The following is a 19,568-nucleotide window of genomic DNA, read 5'->3' on the forward strand; positions in this document are numbered from 1 at the left end:
ATGAAGCGGATCCTGCTGCGCCTGGTCGTGCTCGTCGTCGCCGCGGTGATCCTGCTGCTCCCCCTGCTGGCGGCCATCGCGCCCGACACGACGGCGTCCGGGCCCGATCCCGTCCGCATCTCCGACTACCAGGCCGACTACGTCGTCACGGCCGACGGGACGCTCGTCGCCAAGGAGACGCTGACGACGGAGTTCCCGGTCGGCCGCCACGGCATCTTCAGGTTCTGGGACCTCTCCGACCCCAGCGACGACCACGTGCGGCTCGACCCGCAGCAGATCGACGTCGAGCTCGACGGGCGGTCGGTGCCGGTCGAGCTGTCGTGGCAGAAGGGGCGACAGCTGCGGGTCGCCAAGATCGGCGACCCCGACTCGACGGTCTCCCCCGGCACGCACACCTACACGGTCAGCTATCGCATCGACGGCGCGCTCTCGCCGACGACGGTCGGCAACGACTCCGCCTCGTCGTCGAGCTGGGCCGACGACCGTCCGTCCGAGTCGGTCTTCTACTGGAACGTCGTCGCCCAGGGCTGGCAGATGGACATCGACCAGGCCACGATCCGCATGACGCTGCCCGCGGCGGCCGGCCAGGTGCAGTGCACGACGGGCTTCGGGGACGCGGGGCTCGGCCCGTGCACGGTCGCCGGAGACGGCACCGACACCGTGACCGTCACGACGGGTGCCCTGCCGGCGCGCACACCCGTGACGGTGCGCATCGCCCTGCCCGTGCCAGCGCCCGACCGGGTCACGGCACCGTGGGGCATCGAGGCGGACGGGACTCTTGGCCAGTCCCGTACCGCCCTGGTCGTCGTCCTGTTCGTCGCGGTGGTCCTGGCCGGACTCGGGTACGTCCTCGACCGCAGGTCCCGCGAGGACGAGCCGGGACTCCCGGTGACGTACGAGCCGCCGACGGGGCTCGGGCCGGTGCAGACGGCGTACTTGACGACCGAGGAGGTGCCCGAGCGAGCCCTCGTGGCGACCCTGCTCCACCAGGCCGAGCGTGGCCTGACGACCCTGTCGCACGACGACGGGGCGTGGACCATCACGGGCATGGGCGACGCCGAGGCATGGGCTGGCACCGACGACGTGACCCGCCACGTGGGCGAGTCGCTCGGCGTGACGCAGCCGGGCAAGACGTTCAGGGCCGGCAAGAAGACCGTCAAGGCCGGCGAGAAGCTGCAGTCGACGCGGGACGAGCTGCCCGCTGTCGTCGATCGCTGGGCCGAGGGCATCGGCGCGCAGACGGCTGCCCCGGCCGAGATCGCGGCCCGCGTCGCGGTCGTGATGTCGTTCATCGCCATGGTCGTCGTCGGGATCGTGGCGTTCGTCAGCCCGGTGCCTGCGGTCTACGCGCTCCCGTTCGCGGGCTTCGCACTCGGTGGTGCCGGGCTGCTCACGGCCGGCGTCGGCAAGCGTCGCACGGCACTCGGCCGCGACCTGTGGTCGCGATCGGGTGGCTTCGAGCGGATGCTGTCGACCAGCTCGGCCAAGGACCGCTTCGACTTCAGCGGCAAGCAGGAGCTCTACACCGCCTTCATCCCCTACGCCGTCGCCTTCGACTGCGCCGACCGGTGGGCCCGCAAGTACGAGACCACCACGGGCGCGCCGGCACCGTCACCCGTGTGGCTCGCCGGCGGCACCGGCTCGGTCGGCGGAGGCTTCGGCGGAGGCGGTGACTTCTCGGGCTTCGAGAGCTCGCTCGCCGGTGCCATCAGCGCCTACTCCGCCACGCAGTCGTCGTCCTCGTCGGGCGGCGGAGGCGGGGGCGGCTTCAGCGGCGGTGGCGGAGGCGGGGGCGGCGGAGGCGGCTCCTGGTAGACCCGCACGGCGACTCCCCCGTCCACGCACCAACTGCTTCCCGTCCTTCTGAACCGCACCTGGAGACATCCATGACCGTCCTGCTCACCATCATCGCCATCCTCGTCGTCGTGGGGCTGTTCGCGGCCTACGCCTTCAACAAGCTGCGCCGCCTCGACATCGGCGCGCAGGAGGCCCTCGGCGGCATCGACGTCCAGCTGACCCGCCGCGCCGACCTGATCCCCAACCTCGTCAACACCGTCAAGGGATACGCCCAGCACGAGAAGGGCGTCTTCGAGGAGGTCACCCGCGCCCGCACCGCGGCCAAGGCCGCGGCCAGCGACGGCACCGTGGCCGAGAAGTCGGCCGCCAACGCCCAGCTGGACAAGGCGATCGTCGACGTCCTCGCAGTCGCCGAGGCCTACCCCGACCTGAAGGCGTCGACCAACTTCCTGGAGCTGCAGAAGGAGCTCTCGGACACCGAGAACAAGATCTCGTTCGCCCGCCAGTACTACAACGACGCCGTCGCGAGCCTCAACAACATCGTCAAGACGATTCCGTGGCTGCTGTTCACCGGCATCGCCGGCGTCCAGGCCCGCGAGTTCTACAACGCCCCCGACGGCCAGGACACCGCCCCCTCCGTCACCTTCTGACGCTGACGCGTGGGTTGCGCACCGCTGACGCGTGGGTTGCGCAACCCGCGCCTCACGGGGTCGCAACCCACGCGTCAACAGCGGGCTAGGTGCGGAGGGTGGCTCCTGCGGCCCGGTTCGCTGCGCTCACCGCGGCCTCGCGGGCTCCGCGGATGTCGTCGTCGGTGAGGGTGCGGTCGGGGGCCCTCAACCGCAGGGCGTAGGCCAGCGACTTCTTGCCCTCGGGCACTTGGTCTCCCGTGTACGCGTCGAACAGCCGCGCCGACTCGATGAGTGGGCTGGCCGCCGCGAGGGCCTGGCCGAGCGGTCCGGCCGCCACCGAGGCGTCGACCACGAGGGCCAGATCCTCCTTGGCGACGGGGTACGACGAGAACTCCGGGCGCGGGCCGATCGCCGGCGACGCCGCGATCAGCGCGTCGAGGTCGATCTCGGCCGCCACCACGCGAGGCGGCAGGCCGTACGCCTTGAGCACCCGCGGGTGCAGCTCACCGGCGTGGCCGACGACCTCGCCATCGACCAGCACCGCCGCACAGCGTCCGGGATGCCACGGCGCGAGCGACGCCGCCTCGACCGTCACCTCGACGTGCAGCGACGCCGCCAGGTGCTGGACGACCGCCACGGCATCGGCCCACGTCGCGGCCCGGCCTGGACCGGCCCAGCCCGACCGCACGCGCTCGCCGCTCATGACGAGTCCGACGTGGAAGGGCTGGTCGGGCAGCGCGGACGTCAACGCCGCCAGCTCGTCGGCCGTCGGGCGACGAGCGACGCCGTAGATGGGTGCCTCGGCGGCACCGGGGCGCGGCAGGAAGACCCGCCCCGTCTCGGTGATGTGAACATCGGCGTGACCGCGCCCGATGTTGAGCACGAGGCTGCGCAGCAGACCCGACAGCAGCGTCGTCGTCATGCCGGGATCTTCGGCCGACAGCGGGTTCTCGAGCAGCACCTGCCGGCGACGGATGTCGTCGGCGTCGAGCCCCATGCGGTCCCAGTCGGCGGGTCCGGCGAAGGGGAACGTCTTGACCTCGACGAGCCCCTCGCCGGCCAGCACGGTGCCGACACGGCGGCGCAGCTTCTGGGCGACGGTCAGACCACGACCAGCGGGGGCCACGGGGATGACGGACGGCACCTGGTCGTAGCCGACGACGCGCAGCACGTCCTCGACGATGTCGTAGGGGTCGGTCAGGTCGGGCCGCCACGGCGGCGGGGTCACGGTCAGCCACTCGTGGTCGACCTCGACCGTGCAGCCATTGGCCTCGAGGGCCTCGACCGCCGTGACGGTGTCGATGTCGACCCCCGTGATGCGGGCCGGCAGCGACGTCGACAGCTCGATCGATGCCATCGCGGGCGACTCGCCGACAACCGTCATGACCTCGGCCACGGCCCCCCCGCCGAGCTCGACCATCAGCTCGGCGACACGCGACGCGGCACGCGCTTGGAGCGTCGAGTCGATGCCCCGCTCGTTGCGCTTGGACGCCTCGGAGCCGATGCGGTGGCGGCGCGCCGACCGGAAGATCGTCGCGGGGTCGAAGTACGCCGACTCGATCACGATGTCGGTCGTGGAGTCGTCGATCTCGACGGACGCCGCACCCATGACGCCCGCGATGCCCACGGGGCCGCGGTCGTCGGTGATCACCAGGTCGTCGACGTCGAGCTCACGCACGACGTCGTCGAGGGTCGTGATCTTCTCGCCGACGGTGGCCCGGCGCACGACGATGTCGCCCTGCAGCTTGGCGCGGTCGTACGCGTGATTCGGCTGGCCGAGCTCGAGCATGACGTAGTTGCTGATGTCGACGGCCAGCGAGATCGAGCGCATGCCGCACTGCTCGAGTCGCTGCGCCATCCAGGCCGGGGACGGCCGGGTCGGGTCGAAGCCGGTGACCTCGAGCGCTACGAAGACGGGGGCCGCGGCAGGGTCATCGACCCGGACCGGCCAGCCGTCGCCGGCGGGCGGTGACTGGACGTCCGCCGGGTCGTGGAAGGACACGCCGAAGGCGATCGCCGCGTCGCGGGCCACGCCACGCAGTGACAGGGCGTAGGCACGGTCGGGGTTGACCTCGAGGTCGAGGACCTCCTCCCCCAGGCCGAGCAGCGCGATCGCGTCGTCTCCGGGCTGCGCCGAGCCGGGCTCGAGCACGATGATGCCGCTGGCGTCGCCGGGCAGGTCGAGCTCGGCCGACGAGCAGATCATCCCGTCGGACACGTGGCCGTAGGTCTTGCGCGCGCTGATCTCACCACCCGGGATGAAATTGGCGAGAGCCGGCAGCACCGTGCCAGGCAGCGAGACGACGACCAGGTCGCCCTCGACGAAGTTGTGCGCACCGCAGATGATGCCGCGGGACGGCACGTCGTCGCCCGGGGCGTCCGGCACCGACGGATCGTTGTGCGCGCCGACGTCGACGCGGCACCAGTTGATCGTCTTGCCGTTCTTCTGCTCCTCCTTGACGAGGCACAGCACGCGTCCGACCACCAGCGGGCCGCTGATGCCCGACGACACGATCTCCTCGAGCTTGAGGTCGAAGGCGGTCAGACGCGCGGCGAGGGCCTCGGTGGTCAGCTCGTCGGGCAGGTCGACGTAGTCGCGCAGCCAGCTGACAGGAACCTTCACAGCTCTACTCCGAACGGCTCGGTGAAACGGATGTCGCCGTCGAACAGATCGCGCAGGTCGGCGATGTCGTAGCGCGACGTGATGGTGCGGTCGATGCCGATGCCGAAGGCGAATCCCGAGTACACCTCGGGATCGACGCCGCAGGCGACCAGCACGCGGGGGTTGACGACCCCGCATCCGCCCCACTCGACCCAGCCCTCGCCCTTGCAGGTGCGGCACGCCGCGACGGCGTCGGGCTCGTTGTGGCACACGTAGCAGAGCAGGTCCATCTCGGCGCTCGGCTCGGTGAACGGGAAGTAGGACGGACGGAAGCGCGTCGTCATGCCGTCGCCGTAGATCGCCTGCGCGAAGTGGTCGAGCGTGCCCTTGAGGTGCGCCATCGACAGGCCCTTGTCGATCGCGAGCCCCTCGACCTGGTGGAACACCGGCGAGTGGGTCGCGTCGAGCTCGTCGGTGCGGAAGACCCGTCCGGGGCACGCGACGTAGATGGGGGGTTCGCGCGTCAGCATCGTGCGCGCCTGCACCGGCGACGTGTGCGTGCGCAGCACCATCGCGGCCTTCTCGGGCGTGACCCAGAAGGTGTCCTGCATCGTGCGGGCCGGGTGGTCGGGGCCCAGGTTGAGCGCGTCGAAGTTGAGCCACTCGGCCTCGACCTCGGGCCCCTCGGCGATCTCCCAGCCCATTGCGACGAAGATGTCGGCGATGTGCTCGGACAGCGTCGTGACGGGGTGACGGGCTCCGACGGGCGCGACGTCCCACGGCAGCGTCACGTCGACCGCCTCGGCCACCAACGCGGTCTCCTCCTCGGCCGCCTCGAGCTCGGCCGTGCGGGCGGCCAGTGCCTGGTTGACGGCGCCGCGGGCCTGGCCGATGCGCTGACCGGCCTCCTTGCGGGCCTGCGGCTGCAGCGCCCCGATCTCGCGGTTCGCCAGCGCGATCGGCGAGCGGTCACCGGCGTGGTCGATGCGGACCTGCTTGAGGTCGTCGAGCGAGGTGGCGGCGGCGACGGCGGCCAAGGCCTCGTCGCGCATGCGCTCGACCTCGTCGGATCGCAGAGGGGTGACCTCGACCGGGTCGTACGAGGAGTTGGGCGCGGACACTGCGGACCTGACTTTCGCGGAGACGACGAACGATCCCGCCCAGTCTAGTGACCGTCAGTCGGACATCGACTCGGGCTCGTTGATCGGGAACCACACGCGGATCTGGGCCCCGCCGCCCTCCGCGTCCTGGATGTCGATGGCTCCACCGTGCTCCTCCACGATGCCGCGCACGATGTACATGCCGAGGCCGCTGCCCGCGCCGGGGCCGGAGCGCCAGAACCGGCTGAACACGCGCTGGCGCATCTCGACGGGGATGCCCGGGCCGTTGTCGTGCACCTGCAGCGACACACCGCCCAGGTAGTCGGGGTGCACGGTGTTCTGCACGACGATCTCGCGCAGGCCGAAGCCGTGACGCATCGCGTTCTCGACCAGGTTGGTGACGACCTGGTGGATGCGGTCGCTGTCGCCCCAGATGAGGTCGAGGTCGTCGCCGATGCTGATCTCGAACGGGTCGGTGGCCCCACCTGAGACATTGGTCAGCACATGGCGCACGACCTCGTCGAGCTTGACCGGACCGCGCTTGAGGGTCAGCCGGCCCGCGTCGATGCGCGCCGCGTCGAGCAGCTCGGTGATGAGCCGGCTCAGCCGGTCGGCGTCGGAGTCGACGGTCTCGAGCATCAGCTGGCGCTGCTGCTCGGAGAACTTGTCCCACTTGGTCAGCAGGGTCGAGGTGAATCCCTTGATGCCGGTCAGCGGCGAGCGCAGCTCGTGCGCCACCGTCGCGACCAGGTCGGACCGCTCACGGTCGGCCTGGTTGCGGATGCGGGCGTTGCGGACGCTCACGACGACCCGCTGCACGGGACCGCCCCGGCGCTCGCGGACCAGTGTGGCCGTGATGAGGTACTCGCTGCCCTTGGGCGACCACCACGACGACTCCGAGATGCGGGAGCGGATGTTGAGACCGTCGTACGGCCGGGTGCTGTCGTACCAGGAGTTGCCGTTGAGGTCGTCGAACGGGACGGCGACCGACAGGTGCATGCCCAGCATCTCGTCGCCCTGGGCCCGCGCCATCGCGACGATGCGCGGATTGACGTACTCGACCAGGCCCTCGGGGCCGGCGATGATCACGCCGTCCGGGTAGTGGTCGAAGTCTGAGCGGTGGGCGGACTCCATGACGGGTGAATCTAGTACCAAAGGACTAGTTGTGCCGAACGCGCGCCGTCGCGTAGAGGCACACGGCTGCCGCGGTGGCGAGGTTGAGGCTCTCGGCGCGGCCGAAGATCGGCACCGCGACGACGTGGTCGGCCAGTGCGCGGACGTCGTCCGGCAGGCCCCACGCCTCGTTGCCCATGAGCCAGGCCACGGGCACCGACAGGTCGAGGTCGGCGTCGAAGAGCCCGACGTCGCCGTTGCCGTCGGCGGCCAGCACCGTGAGTCCTGCGGACTGCAACGACGCGAGCGACGTCTCGACGTCGCGCTCGATCGCGATGGGCAGGTGGAAGATGCTGCCGACCGTCGCCCGGACCGACTTGGGGTTGTACGGGTCGACGCTGTCGCCCACGAAGACGACGCCGTCGGCCCCGGCCGCGTCGGCGCACCGGATGACGGCACCGGCGTTGCCGGGGTCGCGGATGTCGGCGCACACCACGACGAATCCGGGCGAGCGGTCGAGCATTGCCGCGAGCGGACGATCGAGCATCGCGCAGCGTGCGACGACGCCCTGCGGCTGCACCGTGTCGGCGATCGCCTCGACGACGTCGTCGGTGACGACGTGCCACGCGATCTCAGCACGACGGGCGGCCTCGACGAGGTCGACGTGCTGCTCGGTGGCAGCCACCGTCGCGAACACCTCGAGCGTCGCGTGCTCGGTGGCCAGTGCCTCGCGCACCGCCTGCGGGCCCTCTGCGACGAACTCTCGCTGATCGGCCCTGAACGCACGAGTGGCGAGCCTCCTGGTGTGCTTCACACGTCCGGATCGGACGGTGAGCTCACTCGGCCCGGGACCGGGTGGAGGACTCGCCACTGCGTAGGTGCTGCTGGGAGGGCAACCGCGGTCAGGCCGCGGCGCCGTCCTTCGGAGCGTTGACGTCGGCCGGAAGGTTGTCCTTCGCGGTCTGCACGAGTGCCGAGAACGCTGCGGGCTCGTGGACGGCCAGCTCGGCCAGGATCTTGCGGTCGACCTCGACACCCGCGGCCTTGAGGCCCTGGATGAAGCGGTTGTAGGTCATGCCCTCGGCGCGGACCGCAGCGTTGATGCGCTGGATCCAGAGACGACGGAAGTCGCCCTTCTTGGCCTTCCGGTCGCGGTAGCTGTAGACCAGGGAGTGGGTGACCTGCTCCTTGGCCTTGCGGTACAGGCGCGAGCGCTGACCGCGGTAGCCCGCAGCCCGCTCGAGTGTCTGACGACGCTTCTTCTGTGCATTGACTGAGCGCTTGACGCGTGCCATCTCAGTTCTCCTTCAAATCAGTGGACTCGCTGGTCCTGGGACCAGCCGGTCCGGGAAAGGGTGGGGTGGAACGCGGTCAGAGACCGAGCATCTTCTTCACGCGGGGGACGTCGTTCTTCGAGACGGCCGTGGAGCCCTCGAGACGACGCTTGCGTGCCGACGACTTGACCTCGAGCAGGTGACGACGGTTGGTCTGCTCACGACGGAGCTTTCCGCTGCCGGTGACCTTGACGCGCTTCTTCATCCCCGAGTGGGGCTTGAACTTCGGCATTTATGCCTCCATGTCTGGGTCGAGGTTCTCTGAACGACGACGTGGCTTCTTGGGTGTGGCGACCGCCTGGGCGGCCTCGCGATACGCCTTGACCTCGGCCTCTTCGGCTTCCTTCTCGGCGGCCTTCGCGTCCATGCTCTTGACCTTCTCGGCCTTGACCTCGGCCTGCGCCTCGGACTTCTTCTTGTGCGGACCGAGGACCATCGTCATGTTGCGACCGTCCTGGCGGGCGTTCGACTCGATGAACCCGAGGTCCTCGACGTCGGCAGCCAGACGCTGCAGCAGCCGGTATCCCAGCTCGGGACGGTGCTGCTCACGACCACGGAACATGATCGTGATCTTGACCTTGTCGCCGGCCTTCAGGAATCGGACGACGTGACCCTTCTTGGTGTCGTAGTCGTGCTGGTCGATCTTGGGGCGCAGCTTCATCTCTTTGATGATGGTGTTCGTCTGGTTGCGACGGGACTCGCGAGCCTTCTGTGCGGTCTCGTACTTGAACTTGCCGTAGTCCATGAGACGGCAGACGGGCGGACGAGCTGTGGGCGCCACCTCGACGAGATCGAGATCGGCTTCCGCCGCCAGTCGCAGGGCATCTTCGATACGAACGATGCCGACCTGTTCACCGCCAGGACCGACGAGGCGTACTTCGGGCACTCGGATTCGGTCGTTGACGCGCAGCTCTGTGGTGATGGATCCTCCTGGGGTCGTGTGGAGGGCCACGGACTGAGAAACAAAAAAAGTGGCCCCCGTGTGAAACGGACGCCACCGACCACGCATTCCCGCCTAGGCAGGGATGTACGTAACCACAGTCCTCTTGAACCAGGTCTGCACCGCAGACAAAAGAACTGCCAAACCTCGTGATCAGGAACCACGTAGGTGGGAGGTGACCTCCACTTCAGCGTCCAGACTATCAGCGGGACACCGATATCGACAAAACCGACACGTTCCCTGCACGAAACATCGTGGAATCGGTTCCGCAAACTGCTCGCTGCACGATGATCGCATGCTGTGGCGCGTACGGACGACTCTTGCGGACAGGCCGGGGATCCTGGCCGAGATCGCGCTGGCGTGCGGGCGCGCCGGCGTCAACATCCTGGGGCTCCAGGTCTTCCCGACGACGCCGCTCGTCACCGACGAGCTGGTCGTGAGCGGCCCGGACGGGTGGACCGACGTCATGATCGCCGCGCTGTTCGCCGACGCCGGAGGCTCGGACGTCTCGGCGACTCGGGTCAGCGACGCCTCTCTGACCGACGCGCCGACCCGCTACCTGCGCGGCGTGCACGAGGTGCTCGAGGAGGGACGCGACGTCGTCGAGGTGCTGCACGAGCTGCTCGAGACGGAGCCGCCCGACGTCGCCGACTATGCCGGGCACGACGTGCTCGCGCTGACCCGCCGCGACGGGTCGGAGCTGACGGTGAGTCGCGCGGTCCCCTTCACGGCGGTCGAGCGCGCCCGCGCGCAGGCGCTGCTCTCGCTCGTGAGCGACGCCGGCGTCGACGTTCCGCTGATCACGCCCTCGACGCGCGGGGCGGTGCCGGTCGTCCGCGAGGCGGGCCTCGCCGACATCGAGGCCGTGTCCGCGCTGCACGAGCGCTGCAGCGTCGACACGCTGTACGACCGTTACCAGGTGCCGCTCAAGATGCCGATGACGACGCGCATGGCGCGACGCCTGGTCGTGCCCGACCACGGGATGGCCCTCGTGGTGCAGGTCGGCACCGACGTCGTCGGGCACGGCGTGCTCGAGCTCGTCGACGACGCGTGGACGTTCCAGCTCATCGTCGAGGACGCGTGGCAGCAGCAGGGCCTCGGCACCCGGCTCATGAGGTATGCCGCGGGGCGCGCCAAGCAGGCCGGCGCCGCCCGCCTGACGTTCGTGACCGCCGGGTCCAACGACCGGCTGCTGCGTGCTGTCGGCCGTGCCGGCTTCGTCGCCCGCGTCGAGCGTCACGACGGCAACGTGCACATCACGGTGCCGCTACGCGACGTCCGGGCCGTCGCGGCCGGCTGAACGCTACGGGCCCGTGCCGCTGACCCAGGCCGCGCCGACCTCGCTGAGCACCAAGCGGTGGCCGGCGGCGAGGTGCTGCACGTCGTCGTGCTCGACGACCGAGAACGACGGGCTCCCGAGGTCGAGCAGGATCGCCGTCGCTCCCTCGTCGAGCGCTGCCAGCGCGGCGTCACGGCCGAGCACCGGCACCGGTCGGGCCTGCGCGTCCCATGCCGCCATCGTCGCGATGCTGCTGAACGCGAGCAGTGCCTGGCGGCCGTCGGCACCCGTCATGAGCACGGCCGCCATGTCGGCGTTCTTGTCGCCCTCGACGGGCGCGTCGCCCAGCAGCGGGACGATCGGCACGAACACCCGCACACCGGGCAGGGCCTGCAGCACCGCGATGTCGTCGCCCAGCGCCTCGGCCAGGACGGGAGCGACGCTGCCGTCGTCGCCCGGGAACTGCGGGCTGGCCAGGGACCTCTCGTGTCCTGCCATCAGCCGACCCTGCCGCGCAGGTAGGCCAGCGCCTCGCGGGCGTACGCACCGCCGTCGCTGCCCTGGATCGCGAACAGCATGATGCGTTCGTCGTCCTTGGTCACGAGCGTCGGCCACGGGGCGCCGTTGCTCATCCCGAACCCCTCGATCTCGTGCCACGACACGTCGTGCCGGCGGTAGCCGTTGACGACCTCGATGCCCTCGTCGCCCGCGCGCACGACGCTGCGCCCGATGCCGTGCAGCAGCGCCAGCACCGCGACGATGATGATCCACAGCGTGATCGTCTCGGCCGTCGTGAAGTAGATCTCGTCGGGCAGCGCGAAGGCGATGACGCCCGTCAGCACGAGCATGATGACGGCGACGGCGTACGCGACGATGCGCGCACCCGCGGGCCGGAACGTCCTCAGATCCACGGCGTCCTCAGATCCGACAGGCGAGGATGTCCGTCACGAGGATGCCCCGTGCGCCGAGGCCGTACAGCTCGTCCATGATCTTCTGGGCGGCGTCCCGGGGCACCATGGAGCGCACCGCTACCCACCCCTCGCGATGCAGGGGCGACACCGTCGGCGACTCGATGCCGGGTGTCAGCTCGACGGCCCGCTCGACCTGGTCGACGCTGATGTCGTAGTCCATCATGATGTAGGTGCGCGCCACGATGACGCTGTCGAGCCGTCGCTTGAACACCTCGAAGCCGGCCGACTCCTCGGCGTTCGCCGAGGTGATCATGACCGCCTCCGACGACAGGATCGGCTCGCCGAACACCTCGAGATCAGCCTGCCGCAGCGTGCTGCCGGTCTCGACGACGTCGGCGATCGCGTCGGCGACGCCCAAGCGGATCGACGACTCGACGGCACCGTCGAGCCGCACGACGTCGGCGGTGATGCCGCGCTCGGCCAGGTAGCCGCCGACGATCCCCTCGTACGAGGTCGCGATGCGCAGGCCCTGCAGGTCGTCGACGGTCTTCAGGGCACCGATCGGCCCGGCGAACCGGAAGGTCGACGCCCCGAAGCCCAGCGTCATGCTCTCGGCGGCGTCGGCACCGGAGTCGAGCAGCAGGTCGCGGCCCGTGATGCCGACGTCGAGGGTGCCCTCCCCCACGTAGATCGCGATGTCGCGGGGACGCAGGTAGAAGAACTCGACGTCGTTCTCGGGATCGAGGATCACGAGGTCCTTGGAGTTGCGGCGCTGGCGGTAGCCGGCCTCGGTCAGCATCAGCGACGCCGCCTCGGCGAGCGCGCCCTTGTTGGGCACGGCGATCTTGAGCATGGTGTCTCTCTTCAGGGGTGCTGTGACAGGCGATGGAGGCGCTGCGTCACAGATACGCGTAGACGTCGTCGAGCGAGATGCCGGCGGCGATCATCATGACCTGCGCGTGGTAGAGCAGCTGGCTGATCTCCTCGGCCGTGCGCTCGGGGCCCTCGTGCTCGGCGGCCATCCACGACTCGGCGGCCTCCTCGACCAGCTTCTTGCCGATCGAGTGCACGCCGGAATCGAGCTCGGCGACGGTGCGCGAGCCCTCGGGGCGCCGGGCTGCCTTGTCGGTCAGCTCGGCGAAGAGGTCGTCGAAGGTCTTCATCGCAGATGAGTCTATCGGTGCGTCAGCCGAGGGTGCGCAGCACGTTCCAGGTCGACAGCGCCGCCTCGACCGCCTCGCGTCCCTTGTCCTCAGGGCTGTCGGCCAGACCTGCCCGGTCGAGGGCCTGCTGCTCGTCGTCGGTGGTCAGCAGCCCGAAGCCGACCGGCACGCCGGTGTCGAGCGCGACGCGGCTCAGCCCGTCGGTCGCGGCCGCCGAGACGTACTCGAAGTGCGGGGTGCTGCCGCGGATGATGACGCCCAGCGCGATGACGGCGTCGTACCCCTGCCGGGCGTAGGCCTGGCAGATGATCGGCAGCTCGAACGAGCCCGGTGCCCGCACGACCGTCACGTCGGTGACCTTGGCCTCGGCCAGCGCGGCCTGCGCACCGGCGATCAGTCCATCCATGACCTCGGTGTGCCAGCGCGACGCCACGATGACGACGCGTGCGCCCTCGCCGTCGACGAAGATCGTGGGTGCTCCCTGTCCTGACATCAGTTGCTCTCCTCGAGTCCGGGAAGGTCGTGGCCCATGCGCTCGGCCTTGGTCTGCAGGTATCGGATGCTGTCCTCGGTCGGCGCGATGAGCAGCGGGAGGCGCTCGCTGACCTTGACGCCGTACGCCTCGAGCGCCGTCGTCTTGTCGGGGTTGTTGGTCAGCAGGCGGGTGGACGTCACCCCGAGGTCGCGCAGGATCTGCGCTCCGGCGGCGTAGTCGCGCTCGTCCTCGCCGAAGCCGAGCTGGACGTTGGCGTCGACGGTGTCGCTGCCGGTGTCCTGCAGCGCATAGGCCTGCAGCTTGTGCAGCAGCCCGATGCCGCGGCCCTCGTGGCCCCGCAGGTAGACGACGATGCCGGCACCGGCCGCCGTGATCTCGGTCATCGACAGCTCGAGCTGGGGGCCGCAGTCGCACCGTCGCGAGCCGAACACGTCCCCCGTGAGGCACTCGGAGTGGATGCGGACCAGGACGTCCTCGGTGCCGGGGTCGCCGTGCACCAGCGCGACGTGCTCCGAGCCCTCGATGCGGTCGCGGTAGCCGTGCGCCGTGAACTCACCGAACTCGGTGGGCAGCCGGGTCGTGGCGAGGCGGTCGACCTGCGACTCGTGCAGTCGCAGGTGCACCTGGAGGTCCTCGATCGAGACCAGCGCGATGCCGTGCTCGTCGGCGAACGCGCGCAGCTCGGGGGCGCGCATCAGGGTGCCGTCGTCATTCAGCACCTCGCCGATGACCCCGGCGGGCGTCAGGCCCGCGAGCCGGGCGAGATCGACGGCTGCCTCGGTGTGGCCGGCCCGCTCGAGCACTCCCCCGGGCTTGGCCCGCAGCGGGATGATGTGGCCCGGCTGGTTGAGCTCGAACGGCTCGGTCGCGGAGTCGGCCAGTACCCGGCAGGTGCGCGCGCGGTCGGCGGCCGAGATGCCGGTCGTGATGCCGTCGCGCGCGTCGATCGAGACGGTGTACGCCGTGCGCATCTTCTCGCGGTTGTGGGGCGTCATGAGCGGGATCGCGAGCCGGTCGAGGATCTCGCCCGTGATGGGGGCGCACACCAACCCGCTGGAGTAGCGCACCAGGAACGCCATGAGCTCGGGCGTCGCCTTGCTCGCGGCGAAGATGATGTCGCCCTCGTTCTCGCGGCCCTCGTCGTCGACGACGACGATCGCCTTGCCCTCGCGGAAGTCCGCGATGGCGCGCTCGATGCTGTCGAGCCTCACTCCGGCGTGCTCGGTCATGCCTGGCCCTCCTGGGCGGGATCGTGCGGGTTCTGGGTGCCGAGCAGCCGCTCGACGTACTTGGCGAGGATGTCGACCTCGAGGTTGACCCGGTCGCCGGGACCCTTCGTGCCGAGGGTCGTGTCGGCCAGGGTCGTGGGGATCAGGGAGACCGAGAACCACGGGCCGTCGGGCCCGTCGTCGACGACCTCGACGACGGTCAGCGACGTGCCGTCGACCGTGACGGAGCCCTTGTCGACCAGGTAGCGCGCCAGCTCGGCCGGCAGCGCGACCCGCACGACCTCCCAGACCACGACGCCACCGTGCTCGCTGGGCGTGCGGTCGAGGATGCGTCCGGTGCCGTCGACGTGACCCTGGACGATGTGACCGCCCAGGCGCGCACCGGCCTGCGTGGCTCGCTCCAGGTTGACCTCGGAGCCGACCGTGAGGTCGCCGAGCGAGGTCTTGTCGAGCGACTCCTGCATGACGTCGGCACCGAACGTGTCATCGTGCTGGTCGAGTGTCATGACCGTCAGGCAGCAACCGTTGACGGCGATCGAGTCGCCGTGGCCGGCGTCGGAGGTCACGACTGGGCCACGGATCGTCAGGCGCACGGAGTCGCCGAGCTGCTCGACGGCGGTGATCGTGCCCTTCTCCTCCACGAGTCCGGTGAACATCAGTCGAAGTCCTCTCGTTGCATGCGGCCGGGGGTGCCGATGATGCGGATGTCGGGACCGATCATCGTCAGGTCCTCGATCTGGATGGGCCGCAGGTCGGCCAACGTGGTCGCCTCGCCCTCGAGCGCGGCGCGGCCCGAACCGAGCATCGCGGGTGCCATGTAGCCGATGATGCGGTCGATCACGCCGGCGTTCCAGAACGCCCCCGCCAGTCGCGGTCCGCCCTCCAGCCAGATGTGGCGCACCCCGTTGTCGACGAGCTTGGCCAGGACGGTCGCGGGATCGCGCGACTGGATCAGCAAGGTCGGGGCGACGCGGTCGAAGACGCGGAAGTAGTTGGGGATCGTCGTCTCGCCGACCACGACCCGCAGGGGTTGACGGTCGAACGGCAGCGGCATGTCGCGCTCGTCCCTCACCGTCAGGCGGGGGTCGTCGGCCAGCACGGCACCCGTGCCCGCGACGATCGCATCGGCCTCGGCGCGGAACCGCTGGACGTCGCGACGGGCCTCCTCGCTCGTGATCCACTTGCTGGTTCCGTCGGGCGCGGCGCTCAGGCCGTCGAGGGTCGCCGCGTACTTCCAGGTGACGAACGGACGTCCGGCGGTCACCGCGAACGTCCACTCGACGTTGAGGTCGGTGGCCTCCTCGGCCATGACACCGGCCTCGACGTCGACGCCGGCGGCACGCAGGGTCGATGCCCCGCCCGACGCCGTGCGGTCGGGGTCGATCTGCGCGAACACGACGCGGGCCACGCCGGCCTCGATCAGCGCCTGGGCGCACGGACCGGTGCGTCCGGTGTGGTTGCACGGCTCGAGGGTCACGACCGCGGTGGCACCGCGGGCCGCCTCACCTGCCTGGGTCAAGGCGTCGACCTCGGCGTGCGCTGTGCCCGCGCCGTGGTGCGCACCGACGGCGATCTCGGAGCCGTCAGGGGCGAGCAGGACGCAACCGACCCGGGGGTTGGGCAGGGTGCGCCGGGTCGCCGCGGCGGCGTCGAGCGCGCGTCGCATCGCCGCGACTTCGACGTCTGATGCCATGTGGTCCTCCGGGTCGTGGTGTCGTCTCCACACGCCCGGGGTCATCGTGGCGAGCAGGTGCCCTCCACGGTCGAGAGGGTTCACCCCTCGACTCAATGCTCCTCCTATCCGGACTTTGACCGTCGGTGCCGGAATTCCACCGGCTCAACCGGGCCCCACCGAGATGGGACCGCGGGTCGCGGACTGTGACCGCCGGCTCGGAATTTCACCGACCCCGGAGCATGCGAGCAAGCTTCTGCTCACCGAGAACTCTAGCGCGGCCGATCCAGTCAGTGGACGTGACGTCCGGCATGTGAGCCCGCCGCCGCCGAACCCAGCGCACGCAGCTGCTCGACCATGTCGGCGGGGTCGTCGGCACCGAACACGGCCGAGCCGGCCACGAACGTGTCGGCACCGGCCTCGGCGCACCGCTCGATCGTCTCGACCGACACGCCGCCGTCGACCTGCAACCAGATGTCGCCGCCGTGCTTGTCGACCAGCGCTCGGGCACGGCGGATCTTGGGCAGGCACAGATCGAGGAACTTCTGACCGCCGAAGCCGGGCTCGACCGTCATGATCAGCACCATGTCGAGCTCGGGCAGCAGGTCCTCGTACGGCTCGATCGGGGTGGCGGGCTTGAGCGCCATCGACGCCCGCGCACCTTGCGCCCGGATCTCGCGTGCGAGACGCACCGGGGCTGCCGCGGCCTCGACGTGGAACGTGATGCTGCCGGCGCCTGCCTCGGCGTACGCCGGGGCCCAGCGGTCGGGGTCGGCGATCATGAGGTGGGCGTCGATGGGCTGCTGGGCGACCTTCGAGAGCGCCTCGATGACGGGCATGCCGAGCGTCAGGTTGGGCACGAAGTGGTTGTCCATGACGTCCATGTGCAGCCAGTCGGCGTTGCTGATGCGCGCGGCCTCCGACTCGAGGTTGGCGAAGTCGGCCGACAGCATGCTCGGGGTGATCTGGATGCCCATGTGGGCGACCCTATCGGCGTCGGACTCAGCGCCGACGGATCAGGGCACAGAACATCGCATCGGTGCCGTCGATGTGCGGCCACCACTGGTGCGTCGACTCCAGATCGAGATCGTCGCGCGAAGCCAGCACCGCGTCGACGACGCCCCGCGTCTCGCGCACGTGGGGCGAGCAGGTCGCGTAGACCACGACTCCTCCGGGCCGGACGAGCTCGAGCGCCCGGGTCAGCAGCGCCTCCTGCAGGGGCACGAGGCCGTCGAGATCGGATGGCGTCCTTCGCCAGCGCGACTCCGGGCGTCGACGCAGCGCACCGAGACCCGTGCACGGCGCGTCGACGAGCACGCGGTCGAACGATCCGTCCGCCCAGGGTCCCTCTCGTCCGTCGTGCACCGTGACCTCGACGTTGCGCAGGCGGCGCACGCCATGACGCACGAGCTCGGCCCGGTGCTCCTGCAGCTCGTTGGCGACGAGCGACGCACCCGTGCCGGCGGCCAGCGCACCCAGCAGGGCGGCCTTGCCACCGGGTCCGGCGCACAGGTCGAGCCAGCGGTCGTCCTGCCCCTCGACGACGGCATCGGCCAGGGCGATCGCGACGAGCTGCGAGCCCTCGTCCTGCACGCCGGCCCGGCCGTCGCGCACCTCGGCGATCTCGCCGGGGTCACCGCCCTCGTCGAGGATGCGGGCGTACGGCGAGAGCTTGCCGGGAGTGCCCGGCAGGCTCTCGGGCGCACTCAGGCCCGGACGGGCCACCAGCGTGACGCGCGGCGGGACGTTGTCGGCCGCGAGCAGCTTGTCGATCTGTGCGCCGTGCCCGCCCAGTGCCTGGTGCAGGGCCTGCACGATCCACAGCGGGTGGGACGTGCGCACGGACCGGGCGGCGTGCCCCTCGAGCCCCTCGGTCACGATCGTGAGCCAGCCGGCCAGGTCCTTCTGGCCGATCTTGCGCAGCAGCGCGTTGGCGAAGTGGACGGGCTTGTGGCCGATCTCGCGGCGCACGACGTCGACCGTGGTCGACACGGCTGCGTGGGCCGGCACCCGCATGCTCAGCAGCTGGTGCGACCCGAGACGCAGGGCGTCCAGGACCGGGGCGTCGATCGACCCGATGCCCTTGCTGGCGACGTGGTCGATGATCGCGTCGTAGGTGCCGCGGCGGCGCAGCGTGCCGTGCACGAGCTCGGTGGCGAACGCGGCGTCGCGGCCCTCGATGTGGAACTCGTCGAGCATCGCGGGCAGCACGAGGTTGACGTAGGCGTCGTCTTGGCTGACCTTGCGCAGTGCGTGGAAGGCGACGGAGCGCACGGGATCGGTCATGCGAAGGTGGCCCCGTCCTCGAACGTCGTGCCCCGGCCCCAGTCGGCGGCGGCCATGCGCTTCTTGCCGACCGCCTGCACCTCACCGAGCACCAGGTCGGTCGTCGCGGTGCCGACGCGCACCTCGCGCTTGCCGACCTCGATGCGTCCGGGCGCGAGCGTGCTGTCGTCGGCGATCGTCGCGGGCCCGATCTTGACCCGCTCGCCGGCGAGGGTCGTCCACGCCCCGGGCGCCGGCGTGCAGCCGCGGATGTGCCGGTCGATCGCGAAGGCCGGCCGGTCCCAGTCGATGCGGGCCTCGTCGGTCGAGAGCTTGGGGGCGAACGAGATGTTGTCGGCGGGCTGCGGCACGGCGGCGATGTCGCCGTCCTCGATGTGGTCGACGACGTCGACGAGCAGCTTGCTGCCCCAGTCGGCGAGGCGTTCGAGCAGCTCGGCCGTCGTGTCGTCGGCGCGGATGAGCTCGGTGATGGTGCCCAGCACGGGGCCGGCGTCGAGCTCCTCGACGAGGCTGAACACCGTCGCCCCGGTGACCTCGTCGCCGGCCATGATGGCCCGCTGCACGGGAGCGGCACCGCGCCACGCAGGCAGCACCGAGAAGTGCAGGTTGATCCAGCCGTACGGGGGGATGTCGAGCGCCTCGCGCCTGATCAGCGCGCCGTAGGCGACGATCGGGACGCAGTCGGGTGCCAGCTCACGCAGCCGCGCCATGAAGTCGGGGTCGGACGGCTTGGCCGGCTTGAGCACCTCGATGCCGTGCGCCTCGGCGGCCAGCGCGACGGGCGACGGCGTGAGGGTGCGGCCGCGGCCGGCCGGGGCGTCGGGGCGCGTGACCACGGCGACCACGTCGTGGCGACTGGCGACGAGCGCCTGAAAGGACGGGAGCGCCGTCTCGGGGGTTCCTGCGAAGACGATTCTCACCCCCCGAGTCTAGGGCGCTGGCGTCCTGTCCCGATCCCGGGCGGTGCGCTGGCGTCCACCCGGGCCGGCCCCCTGGACGCCAGCGCACCGCCAC

Annotated in this window: 21 protein-coding genes and 1 riboswitch; of the genes, 3 read left to right on the forward strand and 18 right to left on the reverse strand. The window is 70.4% G+C overall.

Annotated elements, in window-relative coordinates:
• Together JOF40_RS15195 and JOF40_RS15200 are read left to right on the forward strand one after the other, a co-directional pair.
• The gene (locus JOF40_RS15195) at positions 1–1,815 is read left to right on the forward strand and encodes a DUF2207 domain-containing protein (protein WP_129184005.1); all 1,815 of its coding nucleotides are present in this window, start codon (positions 1–3) and stop codon (positions 1,813–1,815) included.
• A 71-nt stretch (positions 1,816–1,886) separates the two neighbouring features.
• Entirely contained in the window at positions 1,887–2,447 is a 561-nt protein-coding gene (locus tag JOF40_RS15200) for a LemA family protein (protein WP_129184003.1), read from the forward strand.
• 85 nt (positions 2,448–2,532) lie between these two features.
• Here the strand turns inward: JOF40_RS15200 and pheT are convergent, their stop codons facing one another.
• The 7 genes from pheT to infC form a co-directional block, all read right to left on the reverse strand.
• Positions 2,533–5,052, reverse strand: coding sequence for a phenylalanine--tRNA ligase subunit beta (gene pheT, locus JOF40_RS15205; protein WP_129184001.1), 2,520 nt, complete (start codon positions 5,050–5,052; stop codon positions 2,533–2,535).
• Positions 5,049–6,152, reverse strand: coding sequence for a phenylalanine--tRNA ligase subunit alpha (pheS, locus tag JOF40_RS15210; RefSeq protein ID WP_129183999.1), 1,104 nt, complete (start codon positions 6,150–6,152; stop codon positions 5,049–5,051). Before pheS ends, pheT begins: the two co-directional genes overlap by 4 nt.
• 54 nt (positions 6,153–6,206) lie before the next feature.
• Positions 6,207–7,265: a sensor histidine kinase gene (locus tag JOF40_RS15215; RefSeq protein WP_129183997.1), complete on the reverse strand. Its 1,059-nt coding sequence runs from the start codon at positions 7,263–7,265 to the stop codon at positions 6,207–6,209.
• Positions 7,266–7,290: 25 nt separating this feature from the next.
• The gene (locus JOF40_RS15220) at positions 7,291–8,058 is read right to left on the reverse strand and encodes a TrmH family RNA methyltransferase (protein ID WP_188111827.1); all 768 of its coding nucleotides are present in this window, start codon (positions 8,056–8,058) and stop codon (positions 7,291–7,293) included.
• Between the two features lie 88 nt (positions 8,059–8,146).
• Complete coding sequence (gene rplT / locus JOF40_RS15225; RefSeq protein ID WP_056214223.1) at positions 8,147–8,539, reverse strand: 50S ribosomal protein L20; 393 nt, start codon at positions 8,537–8,539, stop codon at positions 8,147–8,149.
• 76 nt (positions 8,540–8,615) lie between these two features.
• Positions 8,616–8,810 (reverse strand): 50S ribosomal protein L35, encoded by a 195-nt coding sequence (gene rpmI, locus JOF40_RS15230; protein WP_129183993.1) that lies wholly within the window; start codon positions 8,808–8,810, stop codon positions 8,616–8,618.
• Positions 8,811–9,587, reverse strand: a complete 777-nt coding sequence (infC, locus tag JOF40_RS15235; RefSeq protein WP_223148476.1) for a translation initiation factor IF-3 — start codon at positions 9,585–9,587, stop codon at positions 8,811–8,813. It lies immediately after the preceding gene.
• Positions 9,588–9,813: 226 nt separating this feature from the next.
• Between infC and JOF40_RS15240 the strand changes: the two genes are divergently transcribed.
• On the forward strand, positions 9,814–10,818 hold the full coding sequence (locus JOF40_RS15240; RefSeq protein ID WP_129183990.1) for a GNAT family N-acetyltransferase: 1,005 nt from the start codon (positions 9,814–9,816) through the stop codon (positions 10,816–10,818).
• Between the two features lie 3 nt (positions 10,819–10,821).
• Here JOF40_RS15240 and JOF40_RS15245 read toward each other — a convergent pair whose 3' ends face one another.
• The 11 genes from JOF40_RS15245 to fmt form a co-directional block, all read right to left on the reverse strand.
• The gene (locus JOF40_RS15245; protein ID WP_129183988.1) at positions 10,822–11,295 is read right to left on the reverse strand and encodes an SseB family protein; all 474 of its coding nucleotides are present in this window, start codon (positions 11,293–11,295) and stop codon (positions 10,822–10,824) included.
• Positions 11,295–11,708, reverse strand: a complete 414-nt coding sequence (locus tag JOF40_RS15250; protein WP_129183986.1) for a PH domain-containing protein — start codon at positions 11,706–11,708, stop codon at positions 11,295–11,297. The genes JOF40_RS15245 and JOF40_RS15250 overlap by 1 nt, the downstream gene beginning before the upstream one ends.
• A gap of 7 nt (positions 11,709–11,715) precedes the next feature.
• Complete coding sequence (gene hisG, locus JOF40_RS15255; protein WP_129183984.1) at positions 11,716–12,561, reverse strand: ATP phosphoribosyltransferase; 846 nt, start codon at positions 12,559–12,561, stop codon at positions 11,716–11,718.
• 46 nt (positions 12,562–12,607) lie between these two features.
• Positions 12,608–12,871, reverse strand: a complete 264-nt coding sequence (locus JOF40_RS15260; RefSeq protein WP_129183982.1) for a phosphoribosyl-ATP diphosphatase — start codon at positions 12,869–12,871, stop codon at positions 12,608–12,610.
• Positions 12,872–12,893: 22 nt separating this feature from the next.
• On the reverse strand, positions 12,894–13,364 hold the full coding sequence (ribH, locus tag JOF40_RS15265; RefSeq protein WP_129183980.1) for a 6,7-dimethyl-8-ribityllumazine synthase: 471 nt from the start codon (positions 13,362–13,364) through the stop codon (positions 12,894–12,896).
• Positions 13,364–14,596 (reverse strand): bifunctional 3,4-dihydroxy-2-butanone-4-phosphate synthase/GTP cyclohydrolase II, encoded by a 1,233-nt coding sequence (locus JOF40_RS15270; RefSeq protein ID WP_129183978.1) that lies wholly within the window; start codon positions 14,594–14,596, stop codon positions 13,364–13,366. The genes ribH and JOF40_RS15270 overlap by 1 nt, the downstream gene beginning before the upstream one ends.
• Positions 14,593–15,252, reverse strand: a complete 660-nt coding sequence (locus JOF40_RS15275; protein WP_129183976.1) for a riboflavin synthase — start codon at positions 15,250–15,252, stop codon at positions 14,593–14,595. Before JOF40_RS15275 ends, JOF40_RS15270 begins: the two co-directional genes overlap by 4 nt.
• Positions 15,252–16,289, reverse strand: a complete 1,038-nt coding sequence (gene ribD, locus JOF40_RS15280; RefSeq protein WP_129183974.1) for a bifunctional diaminohydroxyphosphoribosylaminopyrimidine deaminase/5-amino-6-(5-phosphoribosylamino)uracil reductase RibD — start codon at positions 16,287–16,289, stop codon at positions 15,252–15,254. The genes JOF40_RS15275 and ribD overlap by 1 nt, the downstream gene beginning before the upstream one ends.
• Before the next feature lie 92 nt (positions 16,290–16,381).
• Positions 16,382–16,515: riboswitch (FMN riboswitch) on the reverse strand.
• 43 nt (positions 16,516–16,558) lie between these two features.
• Positions 16,559–17,245: a ribulose-phosphate 3-epimerase gene (rpe, locus tag JOF40_RS15285; protein WP_129183972.1), complete on the reverse strand. Its 687-nt coding sequence runs from the start codon at positions 17,243–17,245 to the stop codon at positions 16,559–16,561.
• Between the two features lie 25 nt (positions 17,246–17,270).
• A complete protein-coding gene (locus JOF40_RS15290; protein WP_129183970.1) occupies positions 17,271–18,554 on the reverse strand; it encodes an RsmB/NOP family class I SAM-dependent RNA methyltransferase in 1,284 nt (427 codons plus the stop codon).
• Entirely contained in the window at positions 18,551–19,474 is a 924-nt protein-coding gene (gene fmt / locus JOF40_RS15295; protein WP_129183968.1) for a methionyl-tRNA formyltransferase, read from the reverse strand. Before fmt ends, JOF40_RS15290 begins: the two co-directional genes overlap by 4 nt.
• Between the last annotated feature and the right edge of the window lie 94 nt (positions 19,475–19,568).

This window comes from Aeromicrobium fastidiosum (assembly GCF_017876595.1).
In the GTDB taxonomy this organism is placed as follows: Bacteria; Actinomycetota; Actinomycetes; order Propionibacteriales; family Nocardioidaceae; genus Aeromicrobium; species Aeromicrobium fastidiosum.

Coding starts and splice junctions, on each gene's coding strand:
- JOF40_RS15195 (WP_129184005.1), top strand. CDS start 1: ATGAAGCGGATCCTGCTGCGCCTGGTCGTGCTCGTCGTCGCCGCGGTG.
- JOF40_RS15200 (WP_129184003.1), top strand. CDS start 1,887: ATGACCGTCCTGCTCACCATCATCGCCATCCTCGTCGTCGTGGGGCTG.
- JOF40_RS15215 (WP_129183997.1), bottom strand. CDS start 7,265: ATGGAGTCCGCCCACCGCTCAGACTTCGACCACTACCCGGACGGCGTG.
- rplT (WP_056214223.1), bottom strand. CDS start 8,539: ATGGCACGCGTCAAGCGCTCAGTCAATGCACAGAAGAAGCGTCGTCAG.
- rpmI (WP_129183993.1), bottom strand. CDS start 8,810: ATGCCGAAGTTCAAGCCCCACTCGGGGATGAAGAAGCGCGTCAAGGTC.
- infC (WP_223148476.1), bottom strand. CDS start 9,587: ATGCGTGGTCGGTGGCGTCCGTTTCACACGGGGGCCACTTTTTTTGTT.
- JOF40_RS15240 (WP_129183990.1), top strand. CDS start 9,814: ATGCTGTGGCGCGTACGGACGACTCTTGCGGACAGGCCGGGGATCCTG.
- JOF40_RS15245 (WP_129183988.1), bottom strand. CDS start 11,295: ATGGCAGGACACGAGAGGTCCCTGGCCAGCCCGCAGTTCCCGGGCGAC.
- hisG (WP_129183984.1), bottom strand. CDS start 12,561: ATGCTCAAGATCGCCGTGCCCAACAAGGGCGCGCTCGCCGAGGCGGCG.
- JOF40_RS15260 (WP_129183982.1), bottom strand. CDS start 12,871: ATGAAGACCTTCGACGACCTCTTCGCCGAGCTGACCGACAAGGCAGCC.
- ribH (WP_129183980.1), bottom strand. CDS start 13,364: ATGTCAGGACAGGGAGCACCCACGATCTTCGTCGACGGCGAGGGCGCA.
- JOF40_RS15270 (WP_129183978.1), bottom strand. CDS start 14,596: ATGACCGAGCACGCCGGAGTGAGGCTCGACAGCATCGAGCGCGCCATC.
- JOF40_RS15275 (WP_129183976.1), bottom strand. CDS start 15,252: ATGTTCACCGGACTCGTGGAGGAGAAGGGCACGATCACCGCCGTCGAG.
- ribD (WP_129183974.1), bottom strand. CDS start 16,289: ATGGCATCAGACGTCGAAGTCGCGGCGATGCGACGCGCGCTCGACGCC.
- rpe (WP_129183972.1), bottom strand. CDS start 17,245: ATGGGCATCCAGATCACCCCGAGCATGCTGTCGGCCGACTTCGCCAAC.
- JOF40_RS15290 (WP_129183970.1), bottom strand. CDS start 18,554: ATGACCGATCCCGTGCGCTCCGTCGCCTTCCACGCACTGCGCAAGGTC.